General features: G+C 54.1%; 17 protein-coding genes, 1 other RNA gene and 4 pseudogenes. 7 read left to right on the forward strand and 15 right to left on the reverse strand.

Annotated elements, in window-relative coordinates:
• The first annotated feature begins 38 nt into the window (after positions 1-38).
• Positions 39-353 carry a YlcI/YnfO family protein gene (locus E0L15_RS03370; RefSeq protein WP_168124532.1) on the forward strand — a complete coding sequence of 105 codons (315 nt, stop codon included), beginning with the start codon at positions 39-41 and terminating at the stop codon, positions 351-353.
• A 53-nt stretch (positions 354-406) separates the two neighbouring features.
• A complete protein-coding gene (locus E0L15_RS03375) occupies positions 407-3,520 on the forward strand; it encodes an HD domain-containing protein (RefSeq protein ID WP_206020546.1) in 3,114 nt (1,037 codons plus the stop codon).
• Positions 3,521-3,685: 165 nt separating this feature from the next.
• On the opposite strand, the gene E0L15_RS03380 is transcribed toward E0L15_RS03375, so the two are convergent.
• Genes E0L15_RS03380 through E0L15_RS03390 form a run of 3 tightly spaced genes read right to left on the reverse strand, consistent with a single transcriptional unit; the run spans position 3,686 to position 5,806 of the window.
• A complete protein-coding gene (locus tag E0L15_RS03380; RefSeq protein WP_168124549.1) occupies positions 3,686-4,597 on the reverse strand; it encodes a radical SAM mobile pair protein B in 912 nt (303 codons plus the stop codon).
• Complete coding sequence (locus E0L15_RS03385; protein ID WP_168124550.1) at positions 4,585-5,274, reverse strand: radical SAM mobile pair protein A; 690 nt, start codon at positions 5,272-5,274, stop codon at positions 4,585-4,587. The genes E0L15_RS03380 and E0L15_RS03385 overlap by 13 nt, the downstream gene beginning before the upstream one ends.
• Positions 5,275-5,302: 28 nt before the next feature.
• Positions 5,303-5,806: a flavin reductase family protein gene (locus tag E0L15_RS03390; RefSeq protein ID WP_168124551.1), complete on the reverse strand. Its 504-nt coding sequence runs from the start codon at positions 5,804-5,806 to the stop codon at positions 5,303-5,305.
• Between the two features lie 150 nt (positions 5,807-5,956).
• Between E0L15_RS03390 and E0L15_RS03395 the strand changes: the two genes are divergently transcribed.
• Positions 5,957-6,310 (forward strand): helix-turn-helix domain-containing protein, encoded by a 354-nt coding sequence (locus E0L15_RS03395; RefSeq protein ID WP_168124552.1) that lies wholly within the window; start codon positions 5,957-5,959, stop codon positions 6,308-6,310.
• A 50-nt stretch (positions 6,311-6,360) separates the two neighbouring features.
• On the opposite strand, the gene E0L15_RS03400 is transcribed toward E0L15_RS03395, so the two are convergent.
• The 8 genes and pseudogenes from E0L15_RS03400 to E0L15_RS03435 form a co-directional block, all read right to left on the reverse strand.
• Positions 6,361-6,867 (reverse strand): hypothetical protein, encoded by a 507-nt coding sequence (locus E0L15_RS03400; protein ID WP_206020547.1) that lies wholly within the window; start codon positions 6,865-6,867, stop codon positions 6,361-6,363.
• Positions 6,868-6,906: 39 nt separating this feature from the next.
• Positions 6,907-7,302: a hypothetical protein gene (locus tag E0L15_RS03405; protein WP_168124554.1), complete on the reverse strand. Its 396-nt coding sequence runs from the start codon at positions 7,300-7,302 to the stop codon at positions 6,907-6,909.
• Between the two features lie 5 nt (positions 7,303-7,307).
• Positions 7,308-7,634, reverse strand: coding sequence for a type II toxin-antitoxin system RelE/ParE family toxin (locus E0L15_RS03410; RefSeq protein WP_022190721.1), 327 nt, complete (start codon positions 7,632-7,634; stop codon positions 7,308-7,310).
• Positions 7,631-7,933, reverse strand: a complete 303-nt coding sequence (locus E0L15_RS03415) for a type II toxin-antitoxin system RelB/DinJ family antitoxin (RefSeq protein WP_022190720.1) — start codon at positions 7,931-7,933, stop codon at positions 7,631-7,633. Before E0L15_RS03415 ends, E0L15_RS03410 begins: the two co-directional genes overlap by 4 nt.
• A gap of 268 nt (positions 7,934-8,201) precedes the next feature.
• The gene (locus E0L15_RS03420; protein WP_168124555.1) at positions 8,202-8,585 is read right to left on the reverse strand and encodes a hypothetical protein; all 384 of its coding nucleotides are present in this window, start codon (positions 8,583-8,585) and stop codon (positions 8,202-8,204) included.
• 13 nt (positions 8,586-8,598) lie between these two features.
• Positions 8,599-8,967, reverse strand: a pseudogene (locus E0L15_RS03425) (major tail protein); the annotation flags it as partial.
• A 13-nt stretch (positions 8,968-8,980) separates the two neighbouring features.
• Positions 8,981-9,832 (reverse strand): annotated as a pseudogene (locus E0L15_RS03430) (phage portal protein); the annotation flags it as partial.
• 84 nt (positions 9,833-9,916) lie between these two features.
• The gene (locus E0L15_RS03435) at positions 9,917-10,249 is read right to left on the reverse strand and encodes a helix-turn-helix domain-containing protein (protein ID WP_022190709.1); all 333 of its coding nucleotides are present in this window, start codon (positions 10,247-10,249) and stop codon (positions 9,917-9,919) included.
• A 125-nt stretch (positions 10,250-10,374) separates the two neighbouring features.
• Here E0L15_RS03435 and E0L15_RS03440 point away from each other — a divergent pair, with 125 nt between their 5' ends.
• Complete coding sequence (locus tag E0L15_RS03440; RefSeq protein ID WP_022190708.1) at positions 10,375-10,941, forward strand: flavin reductase family protein; 567 nt, start codon at positions 10,375-10,377, stop codon at positions 10,939-10,941.
• Positions 10,942-10,948: 7 nt separating this feature from the next.
• Here E0L15_RS03440 and E0L15_RS03445 read toward each other — a convergent pair.
• The 4 genes and pseudogenes from E0L15_RS03445 to smpB form a co-directional block, all read right to left on the reverse strand.
• Positions 10,949-11,209: pseudogene (locus E0L15_RS03445) on the reverse strand (terminase TerL endonuclease subunit); the annotation flags it as partial.
• 103 nt (positions 11,210-11,312) lie between these two features.
• Positions 11,313-11,658, reverse strand: a transfer-messenger RNA (tmRNA) gene (ssrA, locus tag E0L15_RS03450).
• A 41-nt stretch (positions 11,659-11,699) separates the two neighbouring features.
• On the reverse strand, positions 11,700-12,221 hold the full coding sequence (locus E0L15_RS03455; protein WP_087231462.1) for a peptidylprolyl isomerase: 522 nt from the start codon (positions 12,219-12,221) through the stop codon (positions 11,700-11,702).
• Between the two features lie 217 nt (positions 12,222-12,438).
• Positions 12,439-12,900 (reverse strand): SsrA-binding protein SmpB, encoded by a 462-nt coding sequence (gene smpB / locus E0L15_RS03460; RefSeq protein ID WP_087231465.1) that lies wholly within the window; start codon positions 12,898-12,900, stop codon positions 12,439-12,441.
• A gap of 216 nt (positions 12,901-13,116) precedes the next feature.
• Between smpB and E0L15_RS03465 the strand changes: the two genes are divergently transcribed.
• From E0L15_RS03465 to E0L15_RS03475, 3 genes and pseudogenes are all read left to right on the forward strand, one after another.
• Complete coding sequence (locus tag E0L15_RS03465; RefSeq protein ID WP_168124556.1) at positions 13,117-14,100, forward strand: LacI family DNA-binding transcriptional regulator; 984 nt, start codon at positions 13,117-13,119, stop codon at positions 14,098-14,100.
• Positions 14,101-14,250: 150 nt separating this feature from the next.
• A pseudogene (locus E0L15_RS03470) lies at positions 14,251-15,630 on the forward strand (PTS transporter subunit EIIC); the annotation flags it as partial.
• Between the two features lie 186 nt (positions 15,631-15,816).
• The gene (locus tag E0L15_RS03475) at positions 15,817-17,217 is read left to right on the forward strand and encodes a glycoside hydrolase family 32 protein (RefSeq protein WP_168124557.1); all 1,401 of its coding nucleotides are present in this window, start codon (positions 15,817-15,819) and stop codon (positions 17,215-17,217) included.
• The last annotated feature ends 153 nt before the right edge of the window (positions 17,218-17,370 follow it).

The following is a 17,370-nucleotide window of genomic DNA, read 5'->3' on the forward strand; positions in this document are numbered from 1 at the left end:
GACTAATTGCAATACAAAAGTATTGCGAGGAAACATCTATGGCCAGATTTGAGATACCGTCCACGCCGCCCACCGTCAACAAGACCATTCGCTTTCCCAGCGACGTAGTAGAAGAAGTGGAACGGGCAATTCAGGGTAAAAATTGCACATTTTCAGCTTTTGTGATTGCCGCAGTCCGCACGGCCCTGGAGGATATTCGCGAAGGGGATGCGTCGTGTCAGGATGTAAATGTGAAGCCTACCAGGAAAAATAAAGAAGGACCGCAGTTTGATGGGATGGGCATCAAACTGCGGTCCTTTTACATAGGGGAGAGTCTCTTTATTATAATTTGGATAAAAGCCCTTTCTATATAATTGAGAATGGTGTAAAATATTGCTGCTGATTTTGTAAGAAAATGTCGAGGTATATGCGACAGGAAAAGGCAGTTGATCTTATGGGTGTGAGAGATGAAAAGTTGTGGAAAATCCTCCAGCAGAAGGCTAGGGAAGAAGATAAGAAATTACAGCCGGACCAACAGATTTCTGATGAATATTTGAGCGGTGTCAAATTGGTGTGCGACTTCGGCGTTGACCGGGCAAAGGCCATTCGAGATACCTTCCCTATGTACACCTTGCACGATGAGACGCATATTTGCAATGTTTTACGCATCATGGAGCAACTTTTGGGTGATGATGTGAGTGAACTTACACGTGATGAAACCGCTATGTTAATTTTGGCGGCGTGCTGTCATGATGTGGGGATGAGCTATAGCGAACGGGAAAAAGAGGCCTTGCTCCAGGATAGGGACCGTCTCGATGAATACCTGGAGCGGCATCACAGCGAATATGTCAAAGCCTATGCTAAGAACCCCGATGAGCCGGAACTCACTGATGAAATGTTAAGAAATTATTTGCGCAGCATCCACCATGAGCGTGTCTTAGAGCTGTTGAACACTATAGAATGGCCTAACTGTCTGTGGGGCAAAGTAGACCGGGATGATTTGGTGCGGGTGTGCCAGAGCCATGGAGAAGACTCCTCCCGATTGAATGGTTTGGAAAGCACATCCACGGTGGACCTGCGATTTTGTGCGGTGATGCTGCGCTTGGCGGATATCTTAGACTTTGATACCATTCGTGCGCCCAAGGCAGTGTACCAATATTGTGGTTTTGACTATGCGGAGGGAAGCGAAGCCAAGATTAGTAAGGAAGAATGGAAAAAGCACATGGCCTCTCAGGGAGTTGATTTTGTCCATGTGGCAGATCGCAGTGTGCCCTATGACTTGCCTTACCATGCCACCTGTGAATCTATGCAAATTGAGCAGGCAGTGAACAGCTATTTGGATTGGGTAGATCAGGAGCTGGAGCAATGTGGAAAACTGCTGCGTCAATATGTGGGGAAGTGGCAGAGCTTTATCTTACCCAGTAAGATTGAGCGCACGATTAAGGCCAAGGGGTATGTGTCGGGTCAATATCACCTGACTATGGACCAGGATAAAGTCATGGAGCTGCTGGTGGGAGAGAACCTGTATAGTGATCCCTCGGCGTTTGTCCGGGAATTGCTCCAAAATGCCATTGACGCTGTGCGAACCAGAGAGCAACTGGATAAGCAGTTGCCAAGGAATTGGAAGCCTCAGATTAATATCCGCAGTTGGATGGATGAGAAGGGGGATCACTGGTTCCGCATTGAGGACAACGGCACTGGAATGACCAAAGAGATTGTTGAGAACTATTTCTTAAAAATCGGAAGATCTTACTATGCCTCAGATACCTTTAAAAAAGACAAGATTCGTTGCGGAGCAGACCCAAACTACACACCTATCAGTCGATTTGGCATCGGAATTCTATCATGTTTTATGGGCGGAAAAGAGTCCAATCGGGCGGAGGTCAGTACCAAACGGTTTGGAGAAAATGGTGAGCGCCCATCTGCACTGCGGCTGAGTATGCACGGCATGAACGGATATTATTATATGGCCAGTCAGCGGGAAGGGCATTGCCCCGGACCTATGAAGGGAATAACGGAACAGGAAAAACGTCCCTATTTACAGCAACCGGGTACCGTGATTGCGGTACGTACTAATCTCTACCAGACGGGAAAATATACGGGATTCAAGGAGATTTTAGACCGCTATGTAGTATATCCTCCGGTTCCAATTCACTATGACGGTCCGGAGGGCTCTTGTGATTATGTAACCCAAGAGGAGTTTATGGAGGTAGTCCACAACATTTCTCCGTCGGAGGACCTGTCTCAACAGGGAGTACTGGAGTTTCTCATGACAGAGGAACAATTGCAAGAGCTATTTGAAAAGATTCCGCAGCTTCATTTTGACAAGTTGCCCAAAGTTGTGCTGAAGTGGGTCCCGCTGGATCAATATACCAAATCCCCCTACCTCTCTGGAGGGCTATTAGTTGGGAAGATAGTCGGATATTACGGTGCTGGTTATGCAAAATGTGAAGGAGAGATGGTAGAAGTTAATGTAAAATTGAGGGCATGTGGTATTAATGCAGAGGGGAATCTGGTGATTGATGCTTTCCTAAATGTGCGAGATGTGGATAGAAAAAACAGAAATAATTCCAAGGAATTAAAGGCATTGAATAGAAAATTTTTCTCTATTGAGTTCAATTTTCCAAACTTGTTGTGGTATCAGAGGTATTTCTGTGACACATGGGATAGGGTGGGGCATGGATATCTAGTAGCACATAATGGAGTGTTGTGTGGCAACGGAAAAATTTTATTTGAAACATGGCGTAGGGGAGAAGTATTGGGTGGTATTACGTTGCTTGCAGACTATTATAGACCTGGAGTAAATGTTTTGCGATCAACGCTTCGAGAGGTATCTTTGGAAGTGGCTTGTGACGTTATGCTGATAGCGGAGCACCTCAGGCAGGAAGGATTTGACGTGGGAGATGGTGTGCAAGAGTTGTTGGAAAATAAGCCATGGATGATTCCCACTGCGGATTATTATGCTCTAGCGGATAAACGACCAGATATGCAAGAACGGCTCTTGGCTCGCACATCAGAGGGCACCCTGAGTTGGGAGGAACTTAAGAGAAAGACTGAGCAGAGGGGATTGGTAAGACTGGAGTGGAAAGGAAGGAAAAAGGTAGGCCTAAGAGGACAAATGTTGCTAGCTTGCTTAAAGCGCCACTATGAGTTACGCATGTACAGGGGCGATAAACAGGATACAATTTATATCCGGGGACAAGGAGGGGGGGATCGAAGTCTACATGATGAGATATACCCACCATCACTGTTTATATATCCAGAGAACGAAGATACTTATTTAACAGCATATGATGAGCAACGTTGCCCGTTCTGCAATGCATTGCACAGGTTGTCCAAATTTTTGTTGCAAAATGCGGAACTGTTGCAACGACATGTTCCTGGTATCCTTAGGGAAATAATTTGGACTTTGCAAGCAGAGAGTGGAGAAAAACTCATATCAGATGTAAATAGTTTGCTTGAGCGTTTGCGTAACTTACCTAATAAACTCATCCAAGTCCCTGCAGATCTTTTCCTGAGCATGGAGGATTTGCTAAAGTGATGACAAATAATCTTAACTGTAAACATTAGTGAAAAGTGAATAGGAATAGGTAATAAGTAAAAATCCCGAACGCATTTGCGTTCGGGATTTTTGGCAAATGACCCTAATTGTGATACAAATGAACCCCCTTTGGGCGTCAGGGGGGTCACTTTGCGCCAAGGGGGTTCACCGATTCCTGAGGCCGGTGTTCTCCGAGCCGCGCACTTCCTCGTGATAAAAGTAATCCACGATGACCGGATGCCCCGGCTCTGCCCGGCCGTAGGGGAGTTCGTTGTCCACAAAGGGACAATCATATTCTCTCGCAAGGCGCTCTGCCCGCTCCTCCAACTCCCGGAAATAGCCCCTGTCTCCTCTGGTATAGATGGCGTTGTACAGCGGCATGAGGTCAGGGTATTTCTCCTGAATATAGGCCAGGATGTCTTTTTTGAAGCCGCCCCGCAAATTCAGATTTTCCAGCCACACCAGGTCGCACTGGTCTTTTACCCGGTGGAAGATGGCCTCGAAATCCGTGATACCGGGAAAAACCGGAGCGATAAAGCACACGGTGCGGATGCCTGCATCATAGACCTGCTTCATGGCGTCCAACCGCCGCTGGATGCTGACGGCATTGTCCATGTCATCTTTGAAACCCTCATCCAGCGTGTTAATCGACCAGGAAACAGTGACTTTTCCCATCTCTTTCAGCAAGTCGATGTCCCGCACCACCAAGTCGGATTTGGTACAGATCAGAATCTCCGCGCCGCTGCCTTTCAGCTGCTCCAACAGCCTGCGGGTATTGCCGAACTGCTCCTCCTGAGGCAGGTATCCGTCTGTCACCGAGCCGATGACTATACGCTGCCCGGCATACTTCCGGGGATTTTTAATGGCAGGCCAGTGCTTCACATCCAGAAAGGTGCCCCATGGTTCGGTATGCCCGGTAAACCGCTTCATGAACGAGGCGTAGCAGTATTTGCAGCCGTGGGTGCAGCCCACGTAGGGGTTCACCGAATAGCCGCCCACTGGAAGGGCGGACTTTGTCATGACGTTTTTTGTCTCCACGTCCCGGATGAGGACGCCGTTTTCTACTATTTCCGCCATGCTTTCTGTTCCTCCAATACCCGGCAGAAGGCCGGGGGCAGCTCCTGCACCATCTGTTCTTCCCCCATGATGGGGAGCAGGTCTTCCTTCATGAACACAGGAATACCAAGGGCGTGAGCCTGATGAGTCAAATTCCACACCCACTCCGGTTTGGAGACGGCCTTGCCCTTCCTGCGTCCAGTCTCAGTACCAATGACGATCCATTCGATGCCAGTGAGGTCTACTGTACCGATGTTGTCAAACATGGGTTCAAAGGTCACATGGTAATGCCCGCCGCGGATGTGCTCCCGTAAAGTCTGGATGCGGCCTTTCTCCCTGCTGGAAGTCACAGTCACGCCGAACCAGGCATTGTCTAATGGGGTGGAAAAGACGATGTCCTCCGGCCGCTTGGTCAAGAACAGATACTGGTGCTGTGGATTTTCAGCCATTTTGGAAAATACCTGATCTCGCCACTCTGTCTGCCAGTGGGCAAAATCGCTCATGCCGGTGAGCAGGAAATTTTGAGGACGCTTCTTCTCCATCAGCCGCAGCTTACCTGGGAAGAACTCCGGCTTTTCAAAGTCATCGATCATGTGGAACCGGCGGACATTGTTTCTGGCGTAGCAGTAGCTGCAGCCAATGGGACAGCCGATCACCAGATTCATATTCTGAATACAGTCCTTGATGCAGATGGCCACCGCTGACGCCTCCTTCCTGCTTTAAGACTCAACCTTCTGCCGCAGATGCGACCTTTCCAAAGCCGTTCCAGGCATACAGACCCTTTTTGTCCTCATCCCCCAGGAACTTGTCTACCTGGCAGATATGCAGGATGTGGTCTCCCACCTCCACGGACTGCTGCAAGGTGGCTACCATTGCCAGCCGGGTGTCAGCCGGAATCTGAATGTCGCTGCCGTCTACCGACTTCATTTCGATGTGATTTTCGGACACCTTGTTTAACTTGGCGCCGGTGGAGGTGCCGCAGGCCATCACTGCGCCAGCCAGACTTTCACCGGGGACCGTGACGATGACTTTACCAGTCTCCCGCACACGCTTGCCGGTGTGGGACTGCTTTCCGGCGGCGAATCCCACCATCGGCGGGTTGAAAGAGAGATAGGAGACAAAGCAGATGGGGGCCAGGTTGGTGGTGCCATCTTCATTCAAAGAACAGATCAAAGTCAGCGGATTGGGGGAAGAATAGACAGTGGCCTCCATAATGTTCAGTTCTCTCATCGTGTTTCATCCTTTCAGAGTGATTTGGAGATTGACATATCCAGCTTCTTCTAGTACAATTATTATACTTGATTGTCATAATAAATCAAGTACGCAAATTGTTTGTACCTGGTATCAAAAACAATACCTGTCTAAAGTGGGGAATCAACAATGACTTACGAGGAATTCAAAGAAAAGGTAAGCGACGTCATTCTTACGGAGAGTGGCAATTGCCCTGTTATGCCGGTGGTGCAGATGCTGCAGGGTAAGTGGAAGCTCCAGATCCTCTATGAGCTGTGCATCAAGTCTCCCATGCGGTTTGGCGAACTCAAAAAGCTGCTCAAGCCCATCACCAATACGGCGCTAACCAATGCGCTCAAAGAATTGGAAAAGGATGAACTGGTGCAGCGCATTCAATATAATGAGATGCCGCTGCGGGTGGAGTATTTCCTCACAGAGCAAGGTCAGGACTTATTGCCAGTGTTTTATGCTATTTCACAGTGGGGGATGAAATACATTCCATAATAGTAAAGGGGACGGAAACCTTCCGCCCCCTTTTTTAATAAAATTGATTCTTATTCAAGCATCTCATGCCCCGTCTGGAATTTGAATGTAAGCCGCCCATCCCGGTGGACGGTGACAATGTCGATGACCGTGAGCCAGAGCCGGTCATCGAACTCCGTGATGGGTTCTCCGTACTCCGCCAACTCGAACATAAAGCCGCCGATGTCCTCGGCCTTGGCTTTCCGCTGGGCCTTTGCCGCCTGGAGCTTCTCCAGCTTGGCCTTGGCGGTTTCGTACCGTTCTGCCAGGCCGTTGTAACGTTCCAGATAGGCGGCTTGGTTCTGGGCGGTGGTAGAGTTCTCTTCGATGCACCGCTTGGTTAGCTCGGCCACCACCTCCATTTCGGACAGAAGGGTCGCTATCTCGCTGTCCAGAGAACGGGTGTCGGTAAGTGCAGCCTGCATAGTGCGGCACTCATCCAGCAACCGCTCTTTGTCCGAAACCAGCGTATTGAAGACATCCAGGAACCGTGCCTTGATCTCTTCCTCGGTCAGGTGCGGTGTCTGGCACTTTCTCAAGAATTATTATTATTGACTGACGCACAATTACAGGAATGGTTATACTCCTAAAACATAGAAACCGAGGCTCTGCTCATCCGCCTGTAACCATCTGCACAGGATTTGATACCCCGGCGGCTTTTCTTCCGCGAGTCGTTCTATGATTTCATTGGTTTGCTCTCTGGAATAGAAGTTAATTCCAAAAAGGTCCATGGGGCCGCGATCTCCGTTGTTATAGACGCCACCCGTGATGATATCTCCGTAGCTCTGGTAAAAAAGATCCATATCATCGCCGGAGATGTATAAAGAGTCATCTTTCCAGTGCTTTATCGCATCAATCGAAACGATTTCCCGGAGGGAAGTTCCTTCCGGTAATCTGCAGTATTGTATTTCAATGAAATCCGAACCACCAAACTCCCGACGTTCCGCTTGGGATTGGAATGAATGAAACAGCAACGAACTCACCTCGAAATATTACGGAGCTGGGCGTCAATATCCCGCCCGCCGTACATGACGCGGAGCACCGTGACGGTTTTTACCTGGTGGTCCGGGACGTAGAACACCAGGTAATTGTCCACCGGCATGACCCGGAGATTACGGCTGCGCCATGGCTCCCGGTCGTAGACCCGGAACCGCTCCGGCATCTCGTCCAGCTTGAGGATGTTCTCCTCCAAGCGATCCAGCTGACCGTTGGCGTTCTGCTCCGACTGCAGGTCTACTGCGATGTAGCGGTAGATTTCCCGCAGGTCGTGCTTTGCTTCCGGGGTCAGCGTCACCTCATAGCTCATACGCCCAGTTCTCCCCGCAGCTCGTCAAACGCCTGCTTTGCCGGAATGGTTTGCCCGGTCTTCATCTGGGCATAGCCCTTCTCCAGTTCCGTATCCAGCTGCTCGGCAGTCATGCGGCTGACGTCCAGCGGATGCTCCGGGAGCTTTACCTCGAAGGGCAAGCCCCGCTGGAGGATGACCTGCTTGTAGAACATGGTGATGGCATTGGACGCCGGGATGCCCAGGGCGCTGAGGATGGCTTCCGCCTGTTCCTTGACCTCCGGCTCAATGCGCGCATACAGATTTGCCGACTTTGCCATATCCAAGACTCCTTTCGGGATTTGTGTATTCTTCCTTGCCTCTATTATACTCTATTGTACGGACAAAAGCAATACATTATTCAAATCCCGTAGGGAATCACATCGTCAATGGTCAGCTCCCGCTTGGGTCTTGCCATGCCGAGGAACTGCTTGTGGCACTCCCACAGATCCAGCAGCAGGCCGAAGGGCAGGGGCATGGTTTGCTCCGGGGTAAAACCCAGCTGAGCGGTGCCGTAATAGAAAAGCCGGGTAAACAGCTCGACGTCTGTTACCCGACTTCCGCGTTTTTTGAGTCCGTCTCGCTTTCGATATTCCGCTTGGTGCCCTTGTACATGGCTTCCATGATGGCTTCCTTGTACCCCGCCAGCTCGAAGGGAGAGGTCAGCAGCTCCACGGCGTCCTGGGTCAGTGGCTCCTTTTTGTCCTCCGGATGCTGGAGGTTGTGAATCAGGACGCTCTGATTGGCCAGCAGGGTGATGAGCCAGATGATCTCATCGAGCGCCATTTCAAAGTTCTCGGACTTCATCAGCCTGTCGCCCAGGTTCTCCAAACCGCCATAGCGTCCGGCAATCTCCTTGGTGGCGCGGGTGGTGAGCACCAGATCATACTCTTTGCCGCCGATGGTGATGGCGGCGCTTCGCTCCTTGCTCATGGGTCAGCCCTCCTTACGCAGTTTCCAACGTGCTATAGTCCGGCTCATACACCTCTTCGTACCAGCCGGAGATGGTGGCGGGCAGCACGCCGGTATCGTCCTCGGAGACCTCCGCCTTCCAGGGGTGCCTGCCCTGACCGTCCACCTTGTTGCGGCGGGTCACGGTGCCCTCGATGGAAGGGGTGGAAAATTCAATGCTCTCACCCTTGGTGGTGAGGTTGGTTGCGGGAATGCCAAACTTTACCCGGTAGAGCCAGAAGTAGCGGTACTTGCCATTGGCCTTCTTGGCGCGAAAGCCCACGGCCACAGGGGTGCCGCCATCCTCGCTGGTGGAGACCAGCACCTTGTTCCCATCAATGGTGGCGCCGGTCAAGTCCTGGGCAACGGTAACGCCGAATTCGAGCGATCTCATTGACTTGGAATTTTCGCGTCTCCAAAAACTGCGCCTGCTCCGGCGAGATGCCAATGGGCGTGTACTTCATGCCCTCCTCCAGCACGGCGATCTTGTTGCTGTTGCCGCTGCCGCCGAAGGTGGACTGCCAGCTCTCCCGCACCCGCTGGGGGTCTTTGATGGTGCCGGGATGTTCCAGCACACCGCCGGGAGCCGCGCCGTTGGCGAAGAACTTGGCCCCGTACTCCTCACAGGCAATCGCCATGCCGATGGCGTTCTTGGCCATGGCAATGGGGCTGTAGCCCACCAGCCCGTCAAAACCCAGACCGGGGATGTGCAGCACATCCGAAGGCGGCAGGTTGACGGTGACGCCCTTCATGGTGGGAGCGTCCTCGGTGCTGGTGGTGTATTGGTAGTAGAGCCGGCCCTTGGTGTCCCTGTCCACCACCATGCGGTTTGGCATCAGCGGATAGAGGGCGATGACCTCGCCCTTGCCGTTTCGGATGATCTGGGCGTAGGCGTTGCCCCACAGGAGCAGATGGGTCATGAGCGTCTCCCGGAATACGAAGGAACTCATCTCCGGGTTCGGCTCATCGTGGAGAAGATTATAGAGCGGATGGTCCAGCGCCTTTTCCTTGCCGCCATCCTCCTTGTAGCGGTAGAGGTGCAGCGGCAGACCCGCCACCGCTTCCGCCAGGATGCGGACGCAGGAGTACACAGCGGTCATCTGCATGGCGGAACGCTCGTTGACGTTCTTGCCGGCGGTGGAGCCGCTGAAGAAGAAGCTGTACCCACTGCCGGATGTCCGGTTCTGGGGCTTGTCGCGGGATTTGAACAAGCCGGAAAAGATGCCCATACACATCACCATCCTTAAAAATGGGCATAAGAAAAGCACCTACCTTTCGATAGATGCTTAGAATACTTTTAAATTGAGAAAAGATTACACCCTGTTTTCCTCTCCCCATGTGCAGAGCTGGTCTAAAATTTTCATAAGTGACTTGCCCCGCTCACTGAGAGAGTACTCTACTTTTGGCGGAATTTGCGGATATTCTTTTCGCTCTACGAGATGAGCTGATTCTAACTCTTTCAGGTTTGTGCTTAAAGTCTTATCGGATACATTTCCCAGATAGCGTTTCAGTTCATTGAACCGCACGATTTCAAACTCCATCAAACAATAGAGAATCACCATTTTGTGCTTGCCGGAAATCAGCGACATGGTGTAGCTGAAGCCAGTATCCTCAAAATTCGCATTCTCGATGTAGTTACGAATCATTGTCACACTTCCTTTTAGGATAGTACCCTTCTCAAATGCCAGTACTTGAATTTTGTTTGCTACTGGCTATAATTATAAGGGAAAGCACCGTAGGTGTCAATCTTTAAAAAAGCGAGGCAAGCAGCATGAGAAAAGAATTGAAAATTACTGAAGGCATTTTCCCCATGCCTGTTCTGATGGTAGCCACCTATAACGAGGATGGAACTGTAAATGTGATGAATGCCGCCTGGGGAACAATGCAGGAGCGCGATACTGTCGCGCTAAACCTGACTGAGAGTCACAAAACCGTAAAGAATATCAAAACGCGTGGCGGATTTACCGTCAGCATTGCCGATGCCGCCCACGTTGTGGAGGCTGACTACTTTGGCGTTGTTTCCGGTAACCGTGTTTCGGATAAATTGGGTCAGGCGGGTCTCACCGCAACAAAAGCGGAGACGGTAGATGCCCCTGTAATCAATGAGTTCCCTCTTTGTCTGGAATGCAAATTTATCGAGTATCAGAGCAACGAGTATGGATGCGGCGTGATTGGCAAGGTAGTAAAAGTCACAGCCGATGAAAGCGTCCTTCGGGATGGTAAGCTGGATATTTCACTGGTGAACGCTATCGCATTTGACCCCTATACACACGGCTATTATAAAGTAACTGACCGTGTAGGAGAAGCATTTAAAGATGGCTTGAAGTTAAAAAAATAAAACCATATCAAATGAACAGCAGCCCTCTGCTGTCATAGACCGACTCGCTGGTGTCGTTGCCGCATCGGATGGCCCGATCAAGGGCCATAACGGTGGCAACGGCGCCATCGATTTTTTCTGTGGATTTTTCCTTGTCCGGCTTGATGTTCCCCGCCGGGTCGGTGCGGATGTAGATGTTGTCCATCATCCAGCGGAGGACGGGATGACCGCCATGGGCGATGCGTTCCTCCAGCACCAGCTTCATCAGCTCCTTGGTGGGCGGGGACATAAGTTACACGGGATGAACAAAAGATACACAGGAAGAAAAGCTGGAAACCGTTGCAGGAGTAAGGGAAAACCCCAACACGTTGCGCCGCAACATGTTGGGGTTTTGGTGGAGGCGAGGGGAGTCGAACCCCTGTCCGAAAACCATTCCACAGGACTTTCTCCGGGTGCAGACGGTTATTTACATTCCCTTCCCACGCCGTGAATCGTCACACTGCGCAGGTTGGTAGAGTCATGATGCGTGGCACGGTCAACTCTTTCCGTACGCACGGGCACCACTAAGATGACGCCCCGGTCGGCTCGTGGTCCTTCCGGCAGGGACGGCCGCATTAAGCAGCGGCGAGAACGACGTTATCGTTGTTCTTTAATTTATAAGTTGCCCATTTTAAGGCGGCTGGGCGCCGCCACCCGCTTATCCTGCTTCCTAGTCCCCGTCGAAACCAGTACGCCCCCATAGAGCCTCCCGGCTGTGCCGGGAGGCGTGGGTGTTTCAATTAAAGGGTCTCGGGCTCGGGATACTCCACGCCGAAGGTCTCCACGGTGACCGCCTTCATGCGCTGGTCCTCCAGGGGCTTGTCGTTGTAGTCCCGCTTGGCGGACACGATGCCGTCGGCCACTTCCATGCCCTCGATGACCTTACCGAAGGCGGCGTAAGCGCCGTCCAGGTGGGGAGCCTTCTCCACCATGATGAAGAACTGGCTTCCGGCGGAGTCAGGCCGCATGGAGCGGGCCATGGACAGCACGCCACGGTCGTGGGCCAGATCGTTCTTGAAACGGTTCTGGGCGAACTCACCCTTGATGGAGTAACCGGGGCCGCCGATGCCGATGCCCTGGGGGTCGCCGCCCTGAATCATAAAGCCGGGGATGACACGGTGGAAAATGAGGCCGTTGTAGAAGCCCTTCTTCACCAGAGAGATGAAGTTGTTGACGGTGTTGGGAGCCACCTCGGGGTACAGCTCGGCCTTCATGATGCCGCCGTTCTCCATTTCAAAGGTGACGATAGGATTTTGAGCCATGGGAATTTCCCCTTTCCGTATATTAATTTAATATGTCATTGGGTTGATACCCTAGGACCTGGCCTTATAGGCAGAGAATATCGAATGGACGAGAGATTTTTCTGTCAGACAAGGCGCTTTTACAAAGTCATACTTTGTGTATGACAAGGGAAAGCAACGCAGTCTGGCGGGAAAAGGTCCGTTCAGGCGATGTTTGATCGCTTATAATGACAGGTCCTCAATAACGTCCGCGGGAAACACGGTCCATCTCCCGCTTGGCGTCCCGCTTGGCGGCCGCCTCTCGCTTGTCATACAGTTTCTTGCCTCGGGCCACTGCCAGCTCCACCTTCACCCGGGGACCGGAGAGGTAGACCGACAGGGGAATGAGGGAGTACCCATCCTGCTGGACCTTGGCGTGGAGCTTTAGAATCTCCCGCTTGTGCAGCAGCAGTTTCCGGGTGCGCCGGGGGTCCTTATTAAAGATGTTGCCCTGTTCATAGGGGGAGACATGCATCCCGTGGAGGAACATCTCTCCGTCTTTGACAATGCAGAAGGAGTCCTTCAGGTTCACATTTCCCTTGCGGATGGACTTGACCTCCGTGCCGCACAGCTCAATGCCGGCTTCGTATTTGTCTTCAATGAAGTAGTCGTGAAAGGCCTTTCGGTTCGAGGCCAGCTGTTTCACCGATTGCTTTCCCACCCGGGACACCTCCTCTCTGGGCAGGGTAACAGTATACCACGGATTTGCCCACCCTGCAAGGGGGAGAAGGGGGGAGAAAGCGTAAAAAAAGCCCGTTCTGTGCCGGGAATCCTTCCCCTTCCATTGACAAAATTATGGGAGTATGGTTAAGATAGAGGTAACAAGAGAGGAAGATGGCGGGAAGGGGCCGTCGCAGACCTGGAAAGGGGAATGGGTATGAACATTACCGAATTTGCAGCGTTGGCAGGAGTTTCCAAAACAGCGGTCAGCCGATACTTTAACAACGGATACCTCAGCGCCGAGAAGCGAGCCGCCATTGAGGAGGCGGTGCGCCGTACCGGATATTCCCCCAGCGAGGCGGCCCGGGGTCTGCGCACCCGCCGCACCCGGCAGATCGGGGTGGTGCTGCCCCGGCTCAGCGGCGAGAGTACCGCCCGGGTGGTGGACGGTATCAGCCTGGTGCTGGGCGACAAGGGCTACCGGATGCTGTTGGCCAACACCGCCAACCGCCCAGAGCGTGAGGTGGAGTATCTGGACGCCCTGCGTCAGAGCGGGGTGGACGGAGTGATCTTCCTGGCCAGCATTTTCACCCCCGAGCACCGGGCTGTGCTGAAAAGCATGCACATGCCGGTGGTGATTGTGGCCCAGCAGTACGACGGGTACAGCTGTGTCTACCACGACGACCTGGGCGCCGCCCGGGATTTGACCAGTTTGCTCATCCAGCGGGGCAGCCACCCGGCGTACATCGGGGTCACGGCCCAGGACCGGGCCGCCGGCCTGTCTCGTCGGGAGGGCTATGTCCAGGCCATGCGACAGGCCGGGCTGCCCGTGCGCACCGAGGACATGTGTGTGTCCGGCTTCCGGATGCAGGAGGGCTATGTCCAGGCCAAGGCGTTGATTCAGGCCCGCCGCCCCGACGGCATTTTCTGCGCCACTGACGCCATCGCCATTGGCGCCATGCAGGCCTGCCGGGAGCTGGGGCTCCGGGTGGGCAAAGACGTGCTCATTGCCGGAGTGGGCGACACCACATTGGGTCAAGTCACCGCCACCCCGCTCACCAGCGCCCACCTGCACTACGAGACCAGCGGCCAGGAGGCCGCCCAGCTGCTGCTGCGGCTGCTGCGCAGCCAGGGAGCCGGGGTGCGCAACGTGTGTCTGGGCTACGAGATCATGGAGCGAGCTTCCACCGGCATTTTGTGAAACTTTGTGGAACTGACAAGATATTGAAGTTGCGTTCTCCCGGTAGAACAATAGATTTCCCCCTAAATTCGTGATATGATAGATTCAACAAGGATGAAACCGATTTCATTCTGGTTTCATCGAAAATCATGAACAAGGGAGAGGAGATTTATGGACTACAGGCAGACAGCAGTGGAAATTCTCAATGCCGTTGGCGGCTCGGAAAATGTCGTCAGCGCAGCCCACTGTGCCACCCGGCTTCGTCTGGTGATTGCCGACGACAAGAAGGTGGACAAGAAGACCTTGGAAAACGCCAACGGTGTGAAGGGCGTGTTCCAGGCACAGGGCCAGCTCCAGATCATTCTGGGCACTGGTACGGTAAATAAGGTGTACGCAGAGTTCATTGCGCTGTCCGGTACCGCTGCGGTGAGCAAGGACGAGGCAAAAGCTCAGGGAGCCAAGAAGGGCAATTGGTTCCAGCGTGCCATTAAGACCTTGGGCGACATCTTTGTGCCCATCATCCCCGCCATTGTGGCTTCCGGCTTCCTGATGGGCATCATGGAGTCGCTGAAGTTCATGACCAACAACGGATTCTTGGCTCTGGACACCAGCAGCTCTCTGTTTGTGTTTGCCGATCTGTTTTCCAACGTGGCCTACACCTTCCTGCCCATTCTCATCGCCTTCTCCGCAGCCAAGGTCTTTGGCGGCAATCCCTTCCTGGGTGCGGTCATCGGCATGATTATGCTCCACCCCAACCTGCAAAACGCCTGGACTGTGGCTACGGAAGGCGTGCACACCTATCAGGAAGTGTTCTTCGGCCTGTATAAGGTACCCCTGGTGGGCTATCAGGGCCACGTGATTCCCGTGATTATCGCTGTGTGGCTGATGTGTACCATTGAAAAGAAGCTACACAAAGTCGTACCCCCCATGTTTGACCTCTTTGTCACCCCGCTGGTGAGCGTGTTTGTCACCGGCTACCTGACTCTGGCCGCCATCGGCCCCGTGTTCACCACCGTGGAGAACTTCGTCATCAACGGCGTGCAGTGGCTCATCGCCATCCCCCTGGGTATTGGCTCCTTTGTCATGGGCGGCCTGTATGCCACCACCGTGGTTTCCGGTATCCACCACATGTACACCATCATTGATCTGGGGCAGTTGGGCCAGTATGGCCTGACCTTCTGGCTGCCCCTGGCCTCGGCGGCCAACGTGGCCCAGGGCGGTGCTGCTCTGGCCGTGGCCCTGAAGACCCGCAACAAGAAACTCAAGTCCATGGCCCTGCCCGCCTCTCTGTCGGCGTTCATGGGCATTACGGAACCTGCCATCTTCGGCGTGAATCTCCGCTTCTTGCGGCCCTTCATTGCCGGGTCCATCGGCGGCGCTTGCGGCGCTCTGTATGCCTCCATCGTGGGGCTGGGCGCCACCGGCACCGGCGTCACCGGTATCTTCGGCGTGCTGCTCCACCTGCACCGTCCGGTTCAGTACCTTATCACCATCGGCATTGCCACTGGCGTGGCCTTCGTCCTATCCTGGATGTTCGGTATCAAGGAAGAGGAACCTGACGCCCAGCCGGAACAGGCTGTGGAGCAGGCTCCTGCCTCCGCCCAGCTGGCGGCGGGCCAGGGAGAAGACGCAGTCTAAGCCCTCCCTCTTCCAGGCGCCTCTGGGAAGATTCCCTGGGGCGCCTGGATTTTTGGAAACCGACAACGATAAGCGCTGAATGAGGAGGACCACAATACCATGAGTAATGCATTGCAGCGGGATTTGGAGCGGCTGGTGGCCCGGGTGGAACGGGAAGACGGCCCCCAGGCGGCCGCAGACCCCTTCCGCCAGACCTTTCACCTGATGCCCCCGGTGGGGTGGCTCAACGACCCCAACGGCCTGTGCCGATGCGGGGACTGGTACCACGTGTTTTATCAATACGGGCCCTTTGACGTCAACGGAGGGGTGAAGCACTGGGGCCACTATCGCAGCCGGGACCTGCTCCACTGGGAGGCCCTGCCCGTGATGCTCTACCCGGACCAGCCCTGGGACATCCACGGGGTGTACTCCGGCTCCGCTCTGGTGGAGGACGGAACGCTGTATCTCTACTACACCGGAAACGTGAAACACGCCGGAAATTACGACTACATCAAGGCCGGGCGGGGCCACAACACCGCCCTGGCTGTGTCCAAAGACGGGGTGACGGTGGAGTCCAACACCCTGTTGATGGAGAATAAAGACTACCCCGACGGCCTGACCTGTCACGTCCGGGACCCCAAGGTGTGGGCTCAGGACGGGAAATACTACATGGTCCAGGGGGCTCGCACCCTGGACGACCACGGCCAGCTGTTGGTGTTTGAGTCCACGGACAAGTTCAACTGGACCTTCCTCCAGGCCCTGAAGACCCCCCACCACTTCGGCTACATGTGGGAGTGCCCCGACCTGTTCTGTGTGGACGGGCAGTGGTTCCTGGTGTGCTCGCCCCAGGGGGTGCCCCACGAGGAGACCCGGTTCCAGAACGTGTACTCCTGCGGCTACTTCCCCCTCCATGGAGACTTCCGGGGGGAGTATTCCCTGGGCGAGTTCGTGGAGATGGACCTGGGCTTCGACTTCTATGCCCCCCAGACCTTCCAGGACGGGGATCGCCGCCTGATGTTCGGCTGGATGGGTATGCCCGACGCCGACTACACCAACCCCACCACCCAGCGTGGCTGGCAGCACTGCCTCACCGTGCCCTGTGAGCTGCGGCGGCAGGGGGACCGGCTGGTGCGCCTGCCCGCCGTGGAGATCACGGCTCTGCGGGGAGCTGCCATCCCTGCCCATCAGGCCCAGGTCTTTGACCTGGAGGCCATGACAGAGCCCCGCGGCCGGATGGTGTTCCGGGACGCCGCTGTGCTGGAGTGGCAGCCGGGTCTGGTGACCCTCTCCTTCCTGGAGGGGGGAGCGGGACGCACCGTGCGCCGGGTGGCGGTGGACCAGCTGAACGCCCTGCGCATCTTGGGGGACAGTTCCAGCCTGGAGATCTTCCTCAACGATGGCCAGCAGGTGCTCTCCACCCGCTACTATCCCCAGCCGGAGGCCCAGGGCATTGCCATCACAGGCGCTCAGGCCCGGGTGTGGGAGATGGGCGCCATGTCGGTGACCCAAGCTGAACTTTAAACCGATGACCGGACAAGCGGATGCACTCCTTCCTGGGTGCATCCGCTTTTTTAGCAAAAGGAGAGGGGAAAGAGGGGGGATTCTGTGGCAAATCACCACTTGTTTTTCGGTTAAGAATGACATATAATACTATGGTTTCATATGAAGGAAAGG

The sequence above is a fragment of the Pseudoflavonifractor sp. SW1122 genome, from assembly GCF_012027765.1.
GTDB lineage: Bacteria > Bacillota > Clostridia > Oscillospirales > Oscillospiraceae > Enterenecus > Enterenecus faecium.